Annotated in this window: 16 protein-coding genes; 4 read left to right on the forward strand and 12 right to left on the reverse strand. The window is 44.3% G+C overall.

The genetic code is table 11. The annotated features are described in order from the left end of the window. Positions 1 to 7: 7 nt before the first annotated feature. Positions 8 to 649: an outer membrane beta-barrel protein gene (locus tag ACWPOD_RS14490; protein ID WP_046876189.1), complete on the reverse strand. Its 642-nt coding sequence runs from the start codon at positions 647 to 649 to the stop codon at positions 8 to 10. Positions 650 to 966: 317 nt separating this feature from the next. On the opposite strand from ACWPOD_RS14490, the gene ACWPOD_RS14495 reads away from it, so the two are divergent. Beyond that, positions 967 to 2,856: a DUF294 nucleotidyltransferase-like domain-containing protein gene (locus ACWPOD_RS14495; RefSeq protein ID WP_456232006.1), complete on the forward strand. Its 1,890-nt coding sequence runs from the start codon at positions 967 to 969 to the stop codon at positions 2,854 to 2,856. 8 nt (positions 2,857 to 2,864) lie between these two features. Then, entirely contained in the window at positions 2,865 to 3,584 is a 720-nt protein-coding gene (locus tag ACWPOD_RS14500; protein ID WP_080955984.1) for a 3'-5' exonuclease, read from the forward strand. Positions 3,585 to 3,654: 70 nt separating this feature from the next. Here the strand turns inward: ACWPOD_RS14500 and ACWPOD_RS14505 are convergent, their stop codons facing one another. Further along, positions 3,655 to 5,538: a methyl-accepting chemotaxis protein gene (locus ACWPOD_RS14505; protein WP_114323220.1), complete on the reverse strand. Its 1,884-nt coding sequence runs from the start codon at positions 5,536 to 5,538 to the stop codon at positions 3,655 to 3,657. Positions 5,539 to 5,768: 230 nt separating this feature from the next. Continuing rightward, entirely contained in the window at positions 5,769 to 7,340 is a 1,572-nt protein-coding gene (locus ACWPOD_RS14510; protein WP_005394723.1) for a BCCT family transporter, read from the reverse strand. Between the two features lie 387 nt (positions 7,341 to 7,727). Between ACWPOD_RS14510 and ACWPOD_RS14515 the strand changes: the two genes are divergently transcribed. After that, the gene (locus ACWPOD_RS14515) at positions 7,728 to 8,204 is read left to right on the forward strand and encodes a MarR family winged helix-turn-helix transcriptional regulator (protein ID WP_031780419.1); all 477 of its coding nucleotides are present in this window, start codon (positions 7,728 to 7,730) and stop codon (positions 8,202 to 8,204) included. Between the two features lie 40 nt (positions 8,205 to 8,244). Here the strand turns inward: ACWPOD_RS14515 and ACWPOD_RS14520 are convergent, their stop codons facing one another. From ACWPOD_RS14520 to ACWPOD_RS14545, 6 genes are all read right to left on the reverse strand, one after another. Further along, the gene (locus ACWPOD_RS14520) at positions 8,245 to 8,883 is read right to left on the reverse strand and encodes a response regulator (protein ID WP_005394727.1); all 639 of its coding nucleotides are present in this window, start codon (positions 8,881 to 8,883) and stop codon (positions 8,245 to 8,247) included. After that, positions 8,876 to 10,231, reverse strand: coding sequence for a cache domain-containing protein (locus ACWPOD_RS14525; protein WP_012841643.1), 1,356 nt, complete (start codon positions 10,229 to 10,231; stop codon positions 8,876 to 8,878). Before ACWPOD_RS14525 ends, ACWPOD_RS14520 begins: the two co-directional genes overlap by 8 nt. Positions 10,232 to 10,382: 151 nt before the next feature. Then, on the reverse strand, positions 10,383 to 11,669 hold the full coding sequence (locus ACWPOD_RS14530) for a TRAP transporter large permease (protein ID WP_005394731.1): 1,287 nt from the start codon (positions 11,667 to 11,669) through the stop codon (positions 10,383 to 10,385). A gap of 12 nt (positions 11,670 to 11,681) precedes the next feature. Beyond that, a complete protein-coding gene (locus ACWPOD_RS14535; RefSeq protein ID WP_047009966.1) occupies positions 11,682 to 12,221 on the reverse strand; it encodes a TRAP transporter small permease subunit in 540 nt (179 codons plus the stop codon). Between the two features lie 115 nt (positions 12,222 to 12,336). After that, positions 12,337 to 13,428, reverse strand: coding sequence for a TRAP transporter substrate-binding protein (locus tag ACWPOD_RS14540; RefSeq protein ID WP_005394734.1), 1,092 nt, complete (start codon positions 13,426 to 13,428; stop codon positions 12,337 to 12,339). A gap of 414 nt (positions 13,429 to 13,842) precedes the next feature. Next, positions 13,843 to 14,247, reverse strand: a complete 405-nt coding sequence (locus tag ACWPOD_RS14545) for a hypothetical protein (RefSeq protein ID WP_005394736.1) — start codon at positions 14,245 to 14,247, stop codon at positions 13,843 to 13,845. 273 nt (positions 14,248 to 14,520) lie between these two features. On the opposite strand from ACWPOD_RS14545, the gene ACWPOD_RS14550 reads away from it, so the two are divergent. Continuing rightward, positions 14,521 to 15,186, forward strand: a complete 666-nt coding sequence (locus ACWPOD_RS14550; protein WP_258659006.1) for a DUF2982 domain-containing protein — start codon at positions 14,521 to 14,523, stop codon at positions 15,184 to 15,186. Positions 15,187 to 15,204: 18 nt separating this feature from the next. Here the strand turns inward: ACWPOD_RS14550 and ACWPOD_RS14555 are convergent, their stop codons facing one another. The 3 genes from ACWPOD_RS14555 to ACWPOD_RS14565 all read right to left on the reverse strand — a co-directional run bounded on the left by ACWPOD_RS14555 (position 15,205) and on the right by ACWPOD_RS14565 (position 18,234). After that, a complete protein-coding gene (locus ACWPOD_RS14555; RefSeq protein ID WP_456232007.1) occupies positions 15,205 to 15,861 on the reverse strand; it encodes an MBL fold metallo-hydrolase in 657 nt (218 codons plus the stop codon). Between the two features lie 95 nt (positions 15,862 to 15,956). After that, the gene (locus tag ACWPOD_RS14560; protein ID WP_048625700.1) at positions 15,957 to 16,505 is read right to left on the reverse strand and encodes a DUF882 domain-containing protein; all 549 of its coding nucleotides are present in this window, start codon (positions 16,503 to 16,505) and stop codon (positions 15,957 to 15,959) included. A gap of 166 nt (positions 16,506 to 16,671) precedes the next feature. Continuing rightward, positions 16,672 to 18,234: a L,D-transpeptidase family protein gene (locus tag ACWPOD_RS14565; RefSeq protein WP_456232008.1), complete on the reverse strand. Its 1,563-nt coding sequence runs from the start codon at positions 18,232 to 18,234 to the stop codon at positions 16,672 to 16,674. Positions 18,235 to 18,291 lie beyond the last annotated feature (57 nt).

Genomic DNA, 18,291 nt, shown 5'->3' on the forward strand with positions numbered 1-18,291 from the left:
CAGTCCGCTAGTAGACAAACTTCAAACTCAGTCCCACTTCATTGACATAATCAGAGCTCTCACCGCTGTAATCGGTATCTCTAAACTGATAAAAAAGACCAGTACCAATAACATCATGCCATTGGTAGTTAAAACCTATCTTAAAATTGTTCTCATCGACGATATCACTGCGGTTAACTTCCACCTCGGCCGTCGCAATAAGTTTTTCACTGAATAAGTAATTCACCCCAACGGTGACGGCTTGAAGCAATTCGCTATCTGAAGACAACGTATTATCCGTTTTGTCGTCCGTCGCTTTCGCTTTGATTGCACCTATTCCATATTTACCGTAGATATCGAATTGATCCGTAATCCCATAACGATAACCACCACCAAACAACAAACGGTCAATGCGAAGAGTAAAGTCGTCCGGATGGAAAAACTGCGCCGAGTAATCGACATTAAACAACCAGTTCTCAGTAAATAAGTAATTACCACCGAGCCCAATTGTGGTCGCGTTCGAATTATCTAACCACTCTTCATTTGTGGTTCCGGCACCCACATCCAGGTGAATGTGTTCATACCCAAATTTTTCTGCTTGGTCCATGACCGCCGCGCTAGTTACTGCTGGCAAAGCAGCTAAAGACGCAAGCAATAAACTTCTCACCATTCGACTTCCTTTCATGAGAATTATTTAAACACCGCCCCCAAATCACCTTGAGTGGCTTAGTTCAACAAAAATAACTTAGTTTACAGACGCAGTAACGATTTGAAATCTGCTATGCCTCTAAATCAAGCATTGGTCCAAATATATCGACCACGTCCGCTCACCTTTTAAGTGACTATATAGTAGTAGAAATGCCGATTCCTTATCGTGCGATATGTCAGAATCTTATGACTGAGCACGAAAATCAAGGTTCAGATAAGACTCTGTTTTAAAACTAAGTTAAGATTACTTTATTATTTGCGAACTAAAAGGCACCTTCGATGGATGCAGAACTTCTCGAGATTTATAACTTTCTCGCCAAGTATCCCCCGTTCAATGAACTCCCTGAAGAAACACTAAACAAGGTGACAGAGAGTGTCGAGATCTCGTACTACCGAGAAGATACCCCAATCATCCATTTTGGAGACTATATCCGAGATCTCTACGTGGTGCGAAGCGGGGTCGTAGAAGTTTATCGACGCAAAGGAGAGCTTTATAACCGTCTTGATGAAGGTGACTTATTTGGCCAGATGGGAATGCTAACCAACAACAAAGTACGCTTTCCGGTAAAAGCCATTGAAGATACTCTTCTCTACTGTATTCCTGGTGACGTTTTCCAAGAAATATACGACAACTTTGATTCCTTTGCAGACTTTGTCGAAGTGGAAAATAGTGCTCGTTTACGCCAAGCAATTTCAGAAAACAAAGATGCAAATGATCTGACGACATCGAAAGTGAAAACCTTGCTGACTGGCGATGCTCATACGATTGATCGAGGACAGACAATCCAACAAGCCGCGCAGCAGATGGCGAATGACAACGTATCTGCTCTACTTATCGTCGATCCAGATTTCGTTCGTGACGAAGATGACCCACAGTCTCCGGTACTTGGTATTATTACTGACCGTGACTTGTGTACCCGTGTGTTAGCCGAAGGCTTGTCTCCACAGGACGATGTATCAAGTGTGATGACCACTGAAGTCATGTCTCTTGATCACAATGCCTACATCTATGAAGCAATGTTAACCATGCTGCGTTACAACGTGCACCATCTGCCTGTGGTTAAAAACCAATTGCCTATTGGTATTATCGAAACAACCGACATTGTTCGTTATGAATCACAAAACTCGCTCTTATTGGTGAGCAGCATTTTCCAACAACAGACCATCGAAGATTTGGCAGTTGTTGCTGAAGAAGTAAAAAGCAGCTTTGTACGCCTGGTCAACGAAGATGCCAACTCACACATGGTGGGCAGTGCGATGTCCGTGATTGGTCGAAGCTTCAAACAGCGTCTGTTAGAAATGGCTGAAGAAGAGCTTGGCCCACCACCAATTCCTTATTGTTTCCTTGCACTTGGCTCAATGGGACGTGATGAGCAACTGTTGGTGACTGACCAAGATAACGCCATCATTCTAGATGAGACCTACCAAGAAGAGAAACATGGTAAGTACTTCGAAGCTTTAGCGAAATACGTCAGTGATGGATTAGATGCCTGTGGCTACAAGTATTGTACGGGCGATATTATGGCAACCAACCCATTATGGCGCATGACTCGTTCAGAGTGGGAAGAGTGCTTCGCTGACTGGATTGATAACCCGAACCCGAAAGCGCTACTCAACGCGTCCATCTTTTTCGATTTGGATGGCGTTTACGGTCGCTTAAAATGGGCAGAACAATTAACCAGCTTTATTGTTCGTCGTGCGCGTAAAAACAATCGCTTCTTAGCCTGTCTGGCTCGTAACGCACTTAACCGAACGCCGCCACTTGGCTTCTTTAAAGACTTTGTGATGGAGAAAGATGGTAGACACAACAACTCCATCAACCTCAAACGTCGCGGTACGGCTCCTCTGGTCGACTTAATTCGTGTTCACTCTCTGGCGGTTGGCTCACGTGCACAGAACTCGTTTGAGCGTCTCGACGACATCATTGATGCTGGCATTTTGCCAAAAGGTCGTGCACAAGACTTAAAAGACGCACTAGAGTTTATTTCCATGGTGCGTATTCGTCACCAAGCGACGGACGTGGAATTAGGCATTGACCCAGATAACAATATCGAACCAGAAAATCTCTCTGAATTTGAACGTCGCAACCTAAAAGATGCTTTCCAAATCCTAAGCAATGGTCAGAACTTCCTTAAGTTCCGCTACCAAGCGAATAAGAGCTTTAAGTGAGGTTGAACATGATCAAAAAGCTCTTTCAGAAGCCAACCATTCAGTGGCCAACGAAATTTGAACAAAAGTTGGAGATGGCTAAAGATGAGAATTTAATTGCGTTTTATAGCAATAAACCACCTGCACCAGAGACCCCCCTGTCTGAGGTGGAGTTCGTCGCGCTAGATTTCGAAACGACGGGGTTGAATCCCGAGAAACATGACATCATTACCATTGGTTTAGTGCCGTTTAACTTGAAACGGATTTTTTTGCGCAATTCACGTCATTGGAAAGTTCGCCCGCAGCGAGCACTCGATGAAGACTCGGTAATCATACATGGTATTACTCACAGTGAATTGATCGATGCACCTGACTTGGGCGACATCTTAAGCGAGCTACTACCATGCTTAAGCGGAAAAATCATTGTTGTGCATTATCGTCGTATCGAGAGAGAATTTCTGGATAAAGCACTCAAAAGCCGTTTAGGGGAAGGAATTGAGTTTCCAGTGATAGATACGCTGCATCTTGAAGAAACCATTCAACAGAAACGCTCTGGCTCACTCTGGGAGCGTTTAAAAGGGAAAAAGCCAGAATCGGTTCGGCTAGCGCAATCTCGACGCCGTTATGGTCTGCCAGACTATACCCCTCACCATGCATTAACCGATGCAATTGCTACGGCAGAACTGCTACAAGCGCAAATCGCCCATCATTATAGCGAAGAGCAACCGATCAGTGAGTTCTGGCTATAACGTCTTTCTAGCTTAATAAGCGATCAAAAAAGGAGCCAAATGGCTCCTTTTTATTTAGGTCGGTATCCGATTACAGCTTAAAGCGTTGAATCTCTTGCTCTAATTCGTGTGAAAGCTCAGATAGGTGGGCAGCTTGTTCTGCTGCTTGATGAGCTTCTACCGACAGCTCGTTAGAAACGTCACGAATGCCTTCAGTATTACGCGTGATCTCGGTTGTTACCGATGCTTGCTCTTCTGCCGCCGATGCAATCTGCGTTGCCATGTCACTGATGCGCTCAACAGCAGTATGGATTTGCGTCAAGCTCGCTGCAGCCGCGTTTGCATCATCAACACTGGTGTCAGCCAGACGACGGCTATCACCCATGATGCCAACCGCTTTCGCTGTTGTGCCCTGTAACATCTCGATAGTTTCTTGAATCTCTTGCGTTGAAGCATGAGTGCGTTGGCTCAATACGCGAACTTCATCCGCAACCACAGCAAAGCCACGGCCTTGTTCACCTGCACGTGCCGCTTCAATTGCCGCGTTAAGTGCAAGTAGGTTAGTTTGCTCAGCAATACCTTGAATCGTTGATAGAATCGTATTGATGCTATTTCCGTGTGCTTCTAGCTCTTGAATCACATCAGTGGCAACTTGAACTTCTTGCGCCAAGTTCTGGATAGAACCTTGCGTCTGAGTCACTTGGCTAGAACCGTGTGAACAAGCTTGAACCGCTTCCTCTGAGTTACTTGCCGTGCTATCTGCATTACCTGCAATTTCTTGTGTCGCTGCTGCCATTTCGTTCACAGCCGTCGCCACCATGTTGATCTCATCTTGCTGGTAAGAGATACGCTGACTGCGCTCTTCAGCTTGCTGTGCCGTCGTGCGTGCTTGCTCTGAAAGCGCAGATGATACGTGGCTAAGCTTGGTCACCATCGTGTGCATGTTGCCAACAAAGCGGTTGAAGTTTTCAGCCAGTTTACCTACTTCATCATCACTGCGTGGTTCTAGTCGTTGCGTTAAGTCACCTTCACCAGATGCAATTTCCTCAAGTGCATTTGATACGCGGCTCAAGTCACGGAACAAGAAACCAACCAACCAAGATACCGCAAGAATAACCACAATGGTGATCATCACAGCAGTGATCAATAGGTCACGTAGCAATACCGCATGCCCTGCTTCTTCCGTTGCGCGATCCATTTCAATCGCGAACATCCAATGCGTGCCAGGTACTTTATTAAAGTAGTAAAGCTTCTCTTTGCCTTTGATTACCGTATCTTCGATACGACCTTCATCTGCAGCGCGCTCGATTGCATCTTCTGAAAAGTCTTTTAGAACACTGGTGATAGGCTTAAGCGTTAAGCTTTTATCTGGATGCGCTAGGAACGTACCTTCGTTCATATCGATTAACATCGCATGCGCATTTTCACCTGCATCTAGGTTAATCACGTCGCTGATAAGCTGATCGATCAGTACATCTGCACCAACAACACCAACAAACTGACCATTTTTCATTACTGGCTCAGCAATGGTTACAAGCAGCGCGTTAGTGATTGCATCTTGATATGCAGCTGTGATGATCTGCTTACCTGCGGCGTTAGCATCTTTGTACCAAGGGCGAGTACGAGGGTCGTAATCAGCACGGTTACGCTCAGGGTGAGAGCGATACATATCACCGTTTGGTGTACCAAGGAAGATGTCATCAAAGCCACCAGCCTTGCGAGCTTGTTGTAGGAAAGGGACAACGTCTTGCTCTGTCGAGTAGTCGTTGAATGCGGTAGCAATATCTTTACGGATATTGACCCAATCAGAAATTCCTTCTGACGCAGTAGTACTTAGACTTTGCGCACGTGAATAGACACCTGAACGAGTCTGATCAAATAATTGACCAGCCGACAACCAAGTAAGTGCTGTTGCCATCACAACAACAGCAGAAAGGCTTGCGCCAATAAGCTTTTGTTTTAATGATAATTTCATATTTATAGTTTTTGAGTTGGGAGAACAGTTAAGGTGTGTGAATATTACACACTTTTTCACGACTATTCACTAATTTTTAAAAAACAAAATAGCACATTAACTCTTTGTAAAATATGAACTTTCACGTGTCATTTTTTTGTCTCACCGTCATAAAAACCGCACAAAAAAGCCAGCAAAAATGCTGGCCTTTTGATTACTTGTCACTCAGACAGATTTATAAAATGCCTGAGTTATTGACGTTCTGTTCTCATACCCATCAATAAGCTCACACACATTGCAAGCAGAATGAAGGTAAACGGTAGTGCTGTAGAAATTGCACCTGCCTGAAGCGCTTGAACTGCTTCTGAGCCACCAATCCACAGTAGAGCAACCGCAATTGCACCTTCCATAAATGCCCAGAAAACACGTTGAAGTACAGGAGCGTCGACTTTACCGCCCGCTGTGATGCTGTCGATAACAAGTGAACCAGAGTCAGAAGACGTGATGAAGAACACAAGTACCAACACAACAGCAATGATTGAAAGCATGCTACCAAATGGAAGAACATCGAACATTTGGAACATAGCAAGTGAAACGTCAGTCAAACCATTCGTGCCCAACTCACCTACTTTATCAACAACTTGCTCGATCGCTAGACCACCAAATACTGACATCCAAACAACAGTAACAGCGGTTGGAACCAATAGAACGGCTGTAATGAATTCGCGAACGGTACGACCGCGAGAAACACGCGCAATGAACATACCTACGAATGGTGACCATGAAATCCACCAAGCCCAGTAGAATACTGTCCAGCCTTGGAACCATGCCTCATCTGTACGACCAAACGGGTTACTTAGCGGAATAATATTCTCTACGTATGCCATAAGTGTGGTTGGAATCGAGCCTAGACTCGCCGCCCAACCGATAAGACCAACAAGAATCAGTAGCAAGAACGCCACAACCATGTTGATGTTACTAATGACTTTAACGCCACCATCAATACCACGTACGACTGAAACAACAGCAAGCAAAGTTACAACGGTAATGACGACGATTTGTAGGCCCAGGCCTGGCTCAACACCAAATACGTGATGAATACCACTTGCCGCTTGTTGTGCACCTAAGCCCAGTGACGTTGCAAGACCAAACAAGGTCGCAAGAACGGCCAAGATATCCACGATATGACCAGCCCAGCCCCACGCGCGATCACCCAGAAGCGGGTAGAAGATCGAGCGCATAGAAAGCGGTAAACCTTTGTTGTAGGCAAAGAATGCTAAAGAAAGTGCTACAACACCGTAAATTGCCCATGGGTGAAGACCCCAGTGGAACATCGTCGCACCCAGTGCCAATCTCGCTGCTTCTGGTGTGTTTGCTTCAACACCGAGTGGCGTTTCATACCAACCAGTGAAGTAAGCGACAGGTTCTGCGACACTCCAGAACATTAAACCGATACCCATACCAGCCGCAAATAGCATTGCAAGCCATGACATGAACGAGTAATCGGCAACAGCGTCTTTACCACCTAGGCGGATTTTACCCATTGGCGAAACGATAAGTGCCAAACAGAAAATAACGAAAATATTACCTGCAATAATGAACAACCAATCGAATGAACCAATGATCTTCCATTTCAGCCCATCAAGTGCCGTCTTTGCGGTATGTGCATCTAGAACTAATGCGGCGACAAGAAACAGCGCAATTAAACCTGCACTAATACCAAAAACTGGGTTATGAACATCAAAACCCCATTTTTGAACGTTGTCTTGACCTACCGTATAGTCGGTACTATCGATACTGTACTTATCTATACCCTTTGTCATCGTTCCTCTCTATTTTTGTACTGTTTTTACGTACCAAACAAAAAAATCTTTCGAACACGATACGTTTTACATTCCGTGAAGGCGCAAGATCCTATCATTTGACACGTTTTTGTCTATCTTTTTGCTATGAAAAAATCCAATAACTTACTTTTCACTCAGCAATTTCCGCCTTTAAAAGGATAAACCACTAGCGCAATAGTTAGACCACAAACATTTATTGCTATAATAATTTTAGGTCTTCTTATTTTGTCTACACAACGCGACAAAACGAAATTGGAGACACTACTTAAAATTGTAGTGGTAATTTTTGATTCCACCCCTTTAAATAAGGGCGCATTTAAGTTAGTGTCGCCTCGATAAATGTTCCCTACAGACTGGATGAATAAATTGGAAAAGTACGAAGAAGTATTGGTCTCGATTCGTCAGATCATCCGCGCTATTGATTTACATTCTAAAAAGCTGAGCAAAGAGTCTGGATTGACCGCTCCACAGTTGATTTTGATGCGTGCTATCAATGAGTTAGATAACGTAACGATTAAACAGTTGTCTAGCCACACTAACATGAGCCAAGCGACCGCAACGACCATTCTAGATAGACTAGAACGAGGCCAGTTTGTTGAGCGTCAGCGCAGTGTTCAAGACAAGCGTAAAGTGCATGCTGTACTTACGAGCAAAGGCCAAGAAGCCCTAAAGCAAGCACCAACGCCATTGCAGGAACACTTCATTAATCGATTCCAAAAATTGGAAGAATGGGAGCAGTCTCTGCTGCTATCTTCCGTTCAACGCATCTCAACAATGATGAATGCAGAGGATATCGATGTCGCTCCAATGCTAGAGCTTGGCAGCATTACAAAAGTCGATTAATTTCGCTCTCACGTGCTCGCTTTTTGCGGGCACTACTCTCCTACTCAGTTAACCCTGTTTCAAACGCATATTTCGCTAGCTCTGCCGTCGAATGTAAATCCAACTTGTGCTTAATGTTGTGGCGATGCGTCTCTACCGTTCGGTAGCTAATGTTAAGTAGTGTGGCGATTTTCTTACTGCTGTTTCCTTGAGCGACTAATTTAAGCACCGCTTCTTCCCTGCGGCTAAGTGGATTCGTTTTTTGAGTGGCTGGCACCACCTCTTGGGTAAAAAGCGTTTGTGTGACAGACTCGCAGAAATACGTTGAACCTTGATTCACCGTTTTTATTGCTTGCACCATTTTCTCGGCCGAGATTTCCTTGAGCATGTACCCTACTGCGCCAGCTTGCATGACCTTCATGATGTATTCACGGTTATCGTGCATGGTCAGCATAAGTATTTTGCTCTCTGGTCGCTCTTCTTTAATTACCCCAGTCGCTTCAATACCGTTCATTATCGGCATGCTAATGTCCATCAAGATGACATCAGGCTGAAGGTGCTTTGCGACTTCTATCGCTTCCAGCCCATTGCTTGCCGTACCGACCACTTCAATGTCAGGCTCTAACTCCAAGCGAGCCATGAAGCCATCTAAGACCACTTGATGATCATCAACAATCACCACACTAATCGGTTTATCCATAAACTAATTCATCCAAATTAAGCAGCACGGTAATCTCTGTTCCTAAACCAAGCTCACTCATCAGTTCAAACTCACCACCAATGAACTCTACACGCTCTTGCATGTTCCTTAACCCAATCCCTTGTTGGTGCACTGCTTGGTTAACCACAAAGCCAACACCGTCGTCACGTATGAGTAATTGCAGCATATTGCCCATTTTTTGCAAAGTAACCGTCACTTTTTTCGCTCTTGCGTGTTTTTCGATGTTGTTCAAAGACTCTTGAGCAACACGATACAAGGTCGTCGCGACTTCCGACGTCAGTTTGTACTGCTGAGTATCAAAATTACTTTCTATATCAATCCCAGAGTGAGAGTGAAAGTCTTGCAGTAAAGTGGTCAGTGCCGCCTCTAAGCCGATATCATCAAGGGCGCTAGGGCGAAGTTGATGAGAAATATGCCGCACCTCATTTATCGCGGTGACCAATGAACGTTGCGATTTGTCTAAGTGGGATTTGAGTTTTTCGTCTTCCAGTCTATGACTCATTAAATCCAAATGACATTTACTAGAAACTAACAGCTGGTTGATTCCATCATGCAACTCTCTCGCTAGATGCTTTTTCTCATCCTCTTGAAACATGACGGTTTTATGTGCCAACTCTTTAAGGTTTTTATCGGCAAGACGGTGTTCATGCAGATTGATCGCTAAAGTGAGAACGATAATTACAGCAACGGTCACCGCTAAGATCACGACGACCGAGAAAAAAGTCGTTTCGATATTTTTGTTCACCGCCGCGCGCATATTGGCGACTTCTTGGCTGACGTCCTCAATATAGAGCCCTGTCCCTATCATCCATTCCCACTTATCGAGCCATGCGGCGTAGCTAAGCTTTGGGACGACCTCACCCGTAGATGGCTTTTGCCACAGGTACTGATGAAATCCGCCACCTGATTGCGCTTGATACAACAAAGCTTCGATTAGACGATCGCCATTCTCGTCTTCAAGATAGAGTAAGTTCTCCCCGACTAGCTCTGGAAGAACAGGATGTACAAGGTTGGTGCCGTATTTATCGTAAGCAAAAAAGTAGCCGTCTGCTCCGTAGCTTAAACGGTTTAGAATCGCTTTCACGCGTGTTTTAGCAACGCCCTCTTCTAAGGTTGGATCGTTGTAGATATAAGAAATGGAGTCAAAGGCGACGTCGACCGTGTCTTTGAGCGCCGCCTCTTTTGATTGGATCAGGTTTTGATGAAAGATCTCTACCTCCCTTTTGCCAAGAGTCTTGGTTTGATAGATAGAAATCCAACTGATACTCGCTGACACCAATACCACGGGTATCAGTGTCAGCAGAATTAACTTTGCTTTGAGAGGCATCCCTTTCCTCCATGAAACGCTGCTTTACAGCTCACTATCTTAGCAGCACAAATAACTCGACTTCGTCCGCCTAGACATAAATAGCAGCTTAACAACTTGTCTCAAAAGGTAAAAACTCTCAGTTCACAAAATCTCTTTTATTATCGAGTGATCAACTCATGCCATAAAAGCCTGGGAAAAACAGCAAAGAAGCCAACACGACAATTTGAATCGCGATAAACGGCATCACACCTTTGTAAATATCTCGCGTAGTGACACCTGCTGGTGCGACGCCTTTTAGATAGAACAAACTAAAACCAAATGGCGGTGTTAGGAATGATGTCTGTAAGTTCATTGCGATAAGAATCGCAAACCACGTCATGTTGATACCCATCAACTCAGCGACCGGCGCAATAATTGGCACGATGATAAAGCAGATTTCAACGAAGTCGATAAAGAAACCTAAAATCAGAATCACCACCATGGTAATGATGAGGAAGCCCCACTTTTCTCCAGGCAATTCTAACATCCACTCTTCGACTAGATAATCACCGCCAGTGTAGGTAAATGCCATTGAAAAGGCGGTTGCCCCTAGCAAAATAGCAAAGACCATTGCGGTTACTTTAACGGTTTCTTTCGATGCATCATAAATCATCGACCAACTAAACTGCTTATACAGTAACGACAGAACTATCGCACCAGCTCCGCCCAGAGCCGCTGACTCTGTTGGCGTTGCAATCCCAGCAAAGATTGAGCCCAATACCACAATGATCAGTGCTAGTGGCGGTAAAACGGCTTTCAGCGCGGTGAACACTTCTTGCTTTCGACTGATCGACTCATCGCGCTCTATCGCCTGTGCGGCTTGAGGGTTCAACTTCGCGTAGATGAGAATGTAGATCACATAGGCGCCAACAAGTGTAATACCGGGCCAAATCGCAGCTTGAAATAGGTCCCCTACCGGTACGCCAAGTACATCCCCTAACAAGATCAACACGATAGAAGGTGGGATAATTTGGCCCAACGTGCCAGACGCACAAATAGTCCCACACGCTAAACCTTTGTCGTAATTGTATTTAAGCATCACAGGCAATGAGATCAACCCCATCGCAACAACCGATGCGCCGACTACGCCCGTTGACGCGGCAAGTAATGCGCCAACTAATACTGTCGAAATAGCAATACCACCACGGACGCCGCCAAACAGACGTCCCATCGACTCAAGCAGTTGCTCTGCAAGCTTCGTCTTCTGAAGTACTAGTCCCATGAAGACAAACAATGGTACGGCCATTAGCACCGTATTTTCCATAATGGATTGAATACGATATGGCATGAAAGCAAACATCTCGATGCCTTCAGCCCAAACACCAAAAATCAGTGCAATACCGCCAAAAGTAAAGGCAACGGGGAATCCCAATAAAAGCGCAAAGAGCGCGACAAAAAACATCACTATACCGATCATAATGACTTCCTTTTACGACTTACCGTTATTACCGGCATAGATAAGATGAGGGTTAACAATCTTGTTGATCGAATGCAGCAGCAGTCCAATGCCACTGACTGCCATAAAGAAAAATGACAGCGGAATCATCGCTTTGATGATCCAACGATATGGCAATCCGCCTGGATCACCAGACGTCTCGCCTAGCGCGTAACTTTCTTTGGCGAAATCGACACCAAACCAAGCCACCAGTAGGCAAAACGGGAATAAGAAAAATAGCGTGCCTATGATGTCGATGATGGATTGTGCTTTGTAAGATAAGCGTTCATAAAAAATGTCGACGCGAACATGGCCACCAGACTTAATCGCGTAAGGCACACCAAGCAGAAATACGGCGGAGAATAGATGCCATTCCATTTCTTGGAATGCAATGGATACATCGTTGAATACATATCGCATCACAACGTCGTAAACCACATTCACCAACAATAAAATAAACAGGATGCTGGACAACCATCCGAGAAAATCGCTAAAGCGGTTAAATAATCGCTCAATATAAATAAGACTTCTCATTCCGAACTCCGTGGAACGTTTGGATACGCTCCGCTATGGTGCGGAGCATTCATTATGAAGTTTTCTTGGGCTTCGTTCGCAGGCTAAACCTCTCGGCGTCGCCTGCGTCATAACGTTATTGTTGAGCTTGACTGTTTAAGTAAGCTCGGTGTGAAATGTCTGACCAAGGTCGAACTTGATTCATGTAGTTCGCTTGCGACTCTTGAATCTCTTTCGCCAAAGCATCTTTTTCTGCGTGCTCTTTCAACAAACGATCGTTTGCTTCTCGCAACGCAGCCACTACTTCAGGCGGGAAGTCTTTGACTTCAACATTTGGGTATTCAGATTTGATAGATGCCCAGTTTTTGCCACTTTCGTGTTTCGATTGCGTGTACATATCGTAAGCGGCGGTTTTCATTGCTACTTGTAAAATCGCTTTTAGATCATCAGGTAGACGGTTCCAAGTACGCTTATTAACGAGGAACTGAAGCTCAGTTGCTGGCTCATGCCAACCTGTGTAGTAGTATGGCGCGATTTTGTGGAAGCCCATGCGCAAGTCCAATGATGGACCAACCCACTCCAAGGCATCAATTGTGCGACGCTCTAGAGAGGTATATAGCTCACCAGGGGCGATATTCGTTGGTTTTGCACCTAACTCTGCCAAAATCTCACCAGCAAAACCTGGGATACGCATTTTCAAACCCTGCAAATCCTCGACGGACTTGATCTCTTTCTGGAACCACCCGCCCATCTGAGTATCGGTATTACCGCCAGGGAAAGACATCAAATTATGTGGAGAGTACACCTTCTCCATCAGCTCCATACCACCGCCGTAGTAAAACCACGCATACTGCTCAGTTGGTAACATACCGAAAGGCATAGAAGTGAAGTAAAGTGTGTTTGGAACCTTGCCCTTCCAGTAGTAAGACGCCGAGTGGCCCATGTCGTATTGACCAGACTTAACCATATCAAACACCCCAAAAGGCGCTTTGTGCTTGTTTGCGGAATCAATACGGATTTGCAGACGCCCGTTGGACATCTCCTCTGCCATTTTTGCCATGTTTTTTGTCGCATCACCAAAAATAGGGAAGTTAGGTCCCCAAGTTTCAGCAAGCTTTAAACGATAGACTTTTTCAGCAGCATTTGCAGAAGTCACAACGAATGTCATCGCGGCAACGACAGCGGTTGTTTTGAGCACTCGTTTTAAAGATTTTTGGATTAGACTCATCGTTCACGTCCTTTATCACCAAGGTTATTGTTGTCATCCATTTCATTAGGATTGGCTGTATTCGGTATAAAAGATGTAACAATGTTGTCGAATGCGAAATGGGCATGAACACGGAAGCGAGTAATTCATCAATAAGACATTAGCCTTAGGTATTACGTATAACTACGTAGGACAGCTGTTATGCGACAAGTTTAACCATCATAAAATTAATGAGTTACTTTTCCCTTAACGATGTAAAAAGAAAAATGATACGTACGTACTTCTCTGCCAAAAAATTTACATAGTATTTAAGAAAATGTGACAAAGCACTTATTGGCAGCGTTAAAATCAATACCTAATGGATTACTTTCAATACGAAGATAAAAAAATACCCCGGCATTGGCCGAGGTATTCAATCTAGAACGGTAGCGGTAATTAAACTGCTTTGTAGATAACTTTGTTACCTGCTAACTGCTCTTTTTGAACTAGGTTTTCTTCAAGAAGCTTCTTCAGTGCGCCAGTAGCCCATGATGCCGCTTTAGTATCTTCTTGACCTGCAGCTAGACCAATGCCTTTAGGGTTAATACCTTCAGCATTTGCTACAACGATGTCTAATACTTGTTGTTGCTTAGGAGTAAGGGCAACATCAACTGTTTTCACTGCAGCTACTTTTTTCTCAGCTACTACTTTCTCCGCAACAGCTTTTTCAGCAACAGAAGGTGCTACTGCTTTTTCGGCAACAGGCTTCACTGCTTTAGGTGCTGCAGCTAAGTTTGCTACTGTCGCTTTAATGCGTTTTTGCAGTTTCATCTGCACTTTACGCTTATGAGCAAGTCTCATTGAATATTTCTCCAGTTCACTGCATCTCAGCAGGGATGAAAATTTGAAGCGCGTTTTATACCAAAATTCACAAGCAATTTGTAGGTTTTAGCGGCGAAACGCGATGAAAAATGCGCTCAAAGCATAGAACGTCTACTATTTAATCAGATATTTTATGAACGGATTTATTGAATACTGGGTATAAAAACAGAGGTTTCTTTTATTTCAAATGCAAGTCAATGCACATTTAGTCATCCACGCATTTTTGATCAAGTATTCGATGAGGTTATAAGCATGGAAACGCTGCACCTAACAAATTCACATTTCAAACCCGACTCCCCTATCAACAGAATACTTTTGTTGCTCGTTGCACTGATAACCTTGTTTTTGGTTGTCATTTCTCCGGGATGGAAGCAAGCCATGTTGTCGGTCATTTTGATGTCTGCAATTGTTGGTTTCGCCATCTTGATGATCAAAAAAAGCCAAGTCACTTTTACGCTGACAGCTTCTCACTTCCAACAACACCTTTTTAAAGGCGGATGGGTCGTCCGATGGCGAAATGTTGAGTCAATAGGTATTTGTAGCTACCAGCAGGAAGGGTGGCATCAGCCGCTACCTTGGATTGGTATTCGTCTAAAACACTACTCACCTTATTTGGATTCGATCTGCCCTCGTATAGCGACAGAAATTCTCCTTAGCCAACGCGCACTACTTTATTTAGGTGCGAAGCAAAATCAGTGTGAAGATAAGTTTGAAGATATGGTGCTTGATCCTAAGCCATACATAAACAGCAATGGGATTGAGTATAAAGGCTTACTGGCGATGCTCGCCAACCGTATGAAATATCAAAGAGGATTTTACGGCTACGATCTGTTTATATCAGCCAGTGACCTAGATCGTGAAGCAGAGGATTTTGTGGGACTGACTCGGCGATACTTAGCTGCCGCCGAGCCAGAATAATGCTTACTACACGCGCTTTTAGTAAAGCGGCATCTCGTCAGCAACGAACGGGTTAGTTTTACGTTCGTGACCGAAAGTCGATTGAGGGCCGTGACCAGGGACAAACGTGACATCATTGCCTAAAGGCCACAATTTCTCTTTGATAGAGCTAATCAAGGTATTGAAATCACCTTGTGGGAAGTCAGTTCGGCCAATGCTACCGTTAAACAATACGTCGCCCACAAACGCCAATCGCGCTTCTTCACTATAAAGAACAACGTGACCAGGGGTATGACCTGGTGTGTGGAATACCTTTAATACTTGATTACCAAACGTGACAGTGTCACCCTCATTTAACCATTGATGCGGTTCAAATACTTCAGTCAATGGGAAACCAAACATTTGGCTTTGCCCTTCTAGACCTTGTAACCAAAAATTATCCGCTTTATGAGGACCAATGATCTCAGTACCACCAAGCATTGCAGCCAGCGGCTCTGTTCCGCCAACATGATCTAGGTGACCATGAGTTAGCACCAAGTTGACGATCTCGATACCAAGCTCTTTAATGAGCATAGCAAGTTGCTTTTCGTCACCGCCTGGGTCAATAACGATGCCTTTCATCGTTTCATCACACCACACGATAGAACAGTTTTGAGAAAAAGATGTCACTGGGACAACTTGGTATTTCAGAGCCATAGAAAACCTATTACCAAACAAATTTGCGTTAAAACTGGCGCAACTATGACACTAACCCCATGCGACTTCAAGACCTGCTGAGGCTTGCTATTGACTTACCAAGAACGCACAGCACCTGTATCGATATGGACAAAGTTACTACTTGGATAATACCCAACACCACCAGCTTTCAAGCTAATTGCTGCATCGCGTACAGTAGACAATTTCACTCCATCAAGACGGAAGTCTATGGCCTTACCTTCCATATGAAGACTTTTCTTCGCCACTCCGCTAGCCCCTTTACGCAGGGACGCATTGGTCAAAGGCGAACGGTAACCAGAAATTACAATGACTTCTGCATCTGTACCGATCAGCTTTTGAATCTGGCTGATTTGATCGAACAAGCGTCGATCCATCGGATGAACTTCGTTTCGACGGTGATCACGACAAAACTCATTCAGCTTTTTTAGTTCATCATCAAGATAGCGTCTACCATCGAAATAGCATGTTTCGAGGAGCTCTCCAGTATTAAGGTTGTTCATCGCCAACTCACGTGGCTCGTCAGGGAATGAAGCCCATGAAATCGATGGCAAGGCAGATGCCAAAACCACGCCACCAGCGGTCATTTTAAGGAAATCTCGGCGGGAAAAATTACGACTTACCATTTCAAAAAACAATGCTCAACAACTAAACAAGTCGCGGACATTACCCAAACACATTTGTCACGTCAAATGCATACATCGCTCCACCCTAATTTTAAGATGTGGCGATTAACGCTTAATTATTGAACAAACAGAAGATTCTTAGTTTTGTAAATTTTATTTAAAGATTTCAACTACGGTGATCGTATTTATAGATATCATCTCGGTAGTAAAGTGTTCCCTCTTCTAGCCATGCGGTTTGATAAATAATGTGCACTTGGATGCGTTCTCCTAAAGGAACCGACGTGTTAGAGCGACGCGTACTTTCCCGTTTTTTCGCTAAGCGCTCTTCTAGTCCCTGAGTTTTGAATAAGAGCTCCGCCAGTTGGTCGGCATGTTCAACGCGGACACACCCGGAACTGAATGCACGTCTATCTCGTTCGAACAAGTTTTTACTTGGCGTATCATGCAAATAGATAGCTTGGGGGTTTGGCATATTAAACTTATACAATCCCAATGCATTGTGTAAGCCAGATGCCTGTCGCATACGATAAGGAAATGTTCTCGGATTCACCGTCGCCCAATTGATGGTTGTAGGGTCAATAATTTCGTTTGACGTCCATGACCGGATGATTTGAATGTTCTGGTTAATCAAATACATCGGATTACGTTTTACTTTAGGAATGATGTCTTTCACCATTATGGTCCATGGCACATTCCATGTGGGGTTGAGAATGACGGAGTCAAGAGTCCCCGACATGATTGGTGTTTTTCTTGAGGCTCTGCCAACCACAACTTTAGACTCGAACAACGGTTGACCATCGTGCCAATACGTTACTTCATATCCAGGTACATTTACAAAGACAACATTATCTCTGTCTTTAGACCAAATCCTTGAACGTTCTGAGTTCAGCGCCAATAGATGCAATCGTTCTTGAGGAGAAAAGTTGATCCATCGAATGGTATTCGGGCCAATCACCCCATCTTCTTTCAAGCCATGAATACGCTGAAACTCTTTCACAGCTAACTCTAATTCTTCATCATACTGTTGGGTCGTGATATCTAAATACGATACATCCACACCAACCACTTCCATACGCTCAATCAGAAGCGGTTTATTTTCTAATTGGTCACCGACACGGGCAAGGCCCGTTTGTTCATAGATTGGATATTGATACTGAGCGTGCTCGGATAAAGAGGAGTAAGCGGAATAAAAAGCTTCGTCCGTTTGTAAAGGAGAGCGAAGGCTTGCTAAGAATTGACTAAGTTTGCCTACCGTAATTTCGTTACTCAGTACGGACAAAGTATCGATGCTAGGAGCAGGTAAAATCACGTGGGCTTTGTTAGCAAATAACCAATTGATACCTTCTTCAGGGAGCTGCTCGAGATAGCTGAGATACATCAAGAGTGAATCTGTCATTACCAAATCAAAGTCGAGGTTATCTCCCTGCCATCGAACTTGGTTTATACGATGGAGTTGATTCTCGAATTCGTCCGTGACGCCAGCAAGAGCAACCAGGTTTACTTGAAAAAGAAACTGCTCAATATCGCTTTCATTTTCCCAGTTCAAACGGTAATTGGTACTTTGATAAAGCTGGTCAATCACCTCTGGATAATGGATCATTTTTTCGACAGACAGCTTTTGTACCGCTCCCTCTTGCTCTGTTTGTGCAGAAGCTTCGAGAGAAACGACGGTAGAAAAGCTGAAAAACGGCACCATAAGTGCCGTCATGATTAAAACCCTAGCAAACACTGAAACGATCCTTGCGCTACTTGCCATAATGAAAAGTATGGCAAATATCTCACAGCT

This window comes from Vibrio sp. JZG120, assembly GCF_053890955.1.

Excerpts from the sequence above, each read along its gene's own strand:
- ACWPOD_RS14530 (WP_005394731.1), bottom strand. The coding sequence starts at position 11,669 with ATGATCGGTATAGTGATGTTTTTTGTCGCGCTCTTTGCGCTTTTATTG.
- ACWPOD_RS14520 (WP_005394727.1), bottom strand. The coding sequence starts at position 8,883 with ATGGATAAACCGATTAGTGTGGTGATTGTTGATGATCATCAAGTGGTC.
- ACWPOD_RS14545 (WP_005394736.1), bottom strand. The coding sequence starts at position 14,247 with ATGAGACTTGCTCATAAGCGTAAAGTGCAGATGAAACTGCAAAAACGC.
- ACWPOD_RS14505 (WP_114323220.1), bottom strand. The coding sequence starts at position 5,538 with ATGAAATTATCATTAAAACAAAAGCTTATTGGCGCAAGCCTTTCTGCT.
- ACWPOD_RS14495 (WP_456232006.1), top strand. The coding sequence starts at position 967 with ATGGATGCAGAACTTCTCGAGATTTATAACTTTCTCGCCAAGTATCCC.
- ACWPOD_RS14490 (WP_046876189.1), bottom strand. The coding sequence starts at position 649 with ATGGTGAGAAGTTTATTGCTTGCGTCTTTAGCTGCTTTGCCAGCAGTA.
- ACWPOD_RS14535 (WP_047009966.1), bottom strand. The coding sequence starts at position 12,221 with ATGAGAAGTCTTATTTATATTGAGCGATTATTTAACCGCTTTAGCGAT.
- ACWPOD_RS14540 (WP_005394734.1), bottom strand. The coding sequence starts at position 13,428 with ATGAGTCTAATCCAAAAATCTTTAAAACGAGTGCTCAAAACAACCGCT.
- ACWPOD_RS14555 (WP_456232007.1), bottom strand. The coding sequence starts at position 15,861 with ATGGCTCTGAAATACCAAGTTGTCCCAGTGACATCTTTTTCTCAAAAC.
- ACWPOD_RS14560 (WP_048625700.1), bottom strand. The coding sequence starts at position 16,505 with ATGGTAAGTCGTAATTTTTCCCGCCGAGATTTCCTTAAAATGACCGCT.
- ACWPOD_RS14510 (WP_005394723.1), bottom strand. The coding sequence starts at position 7,340 with ATGACAAAGGGTATAGATAAGTACAGTATCGATAGTACCGACTATACG.
- ACWPOD_RS14525 (WP_012841643.1), bottom strand. The coding sequence starts at position 10,231 with ATGCCTCTCAAAGCAAAGTTAATTCTGCTGACACTGATACCCGTGGTA.
- ACWPOD_RS14550 (WP_258659006.1), top strand. The coding sequence starts at position 14,521 with ATGGAAACGCTGCACCTAACAAATTCACATTTCAAACCCGACTCCCCT.
- ACWPOD_RS14500 (WP_080955984.1), top strand. The coding sequence starts at position 2,865 with ATGATCAAAAAGCTCTTTCAGAAGCCAACCATTCAGTGGCCAACGAAA.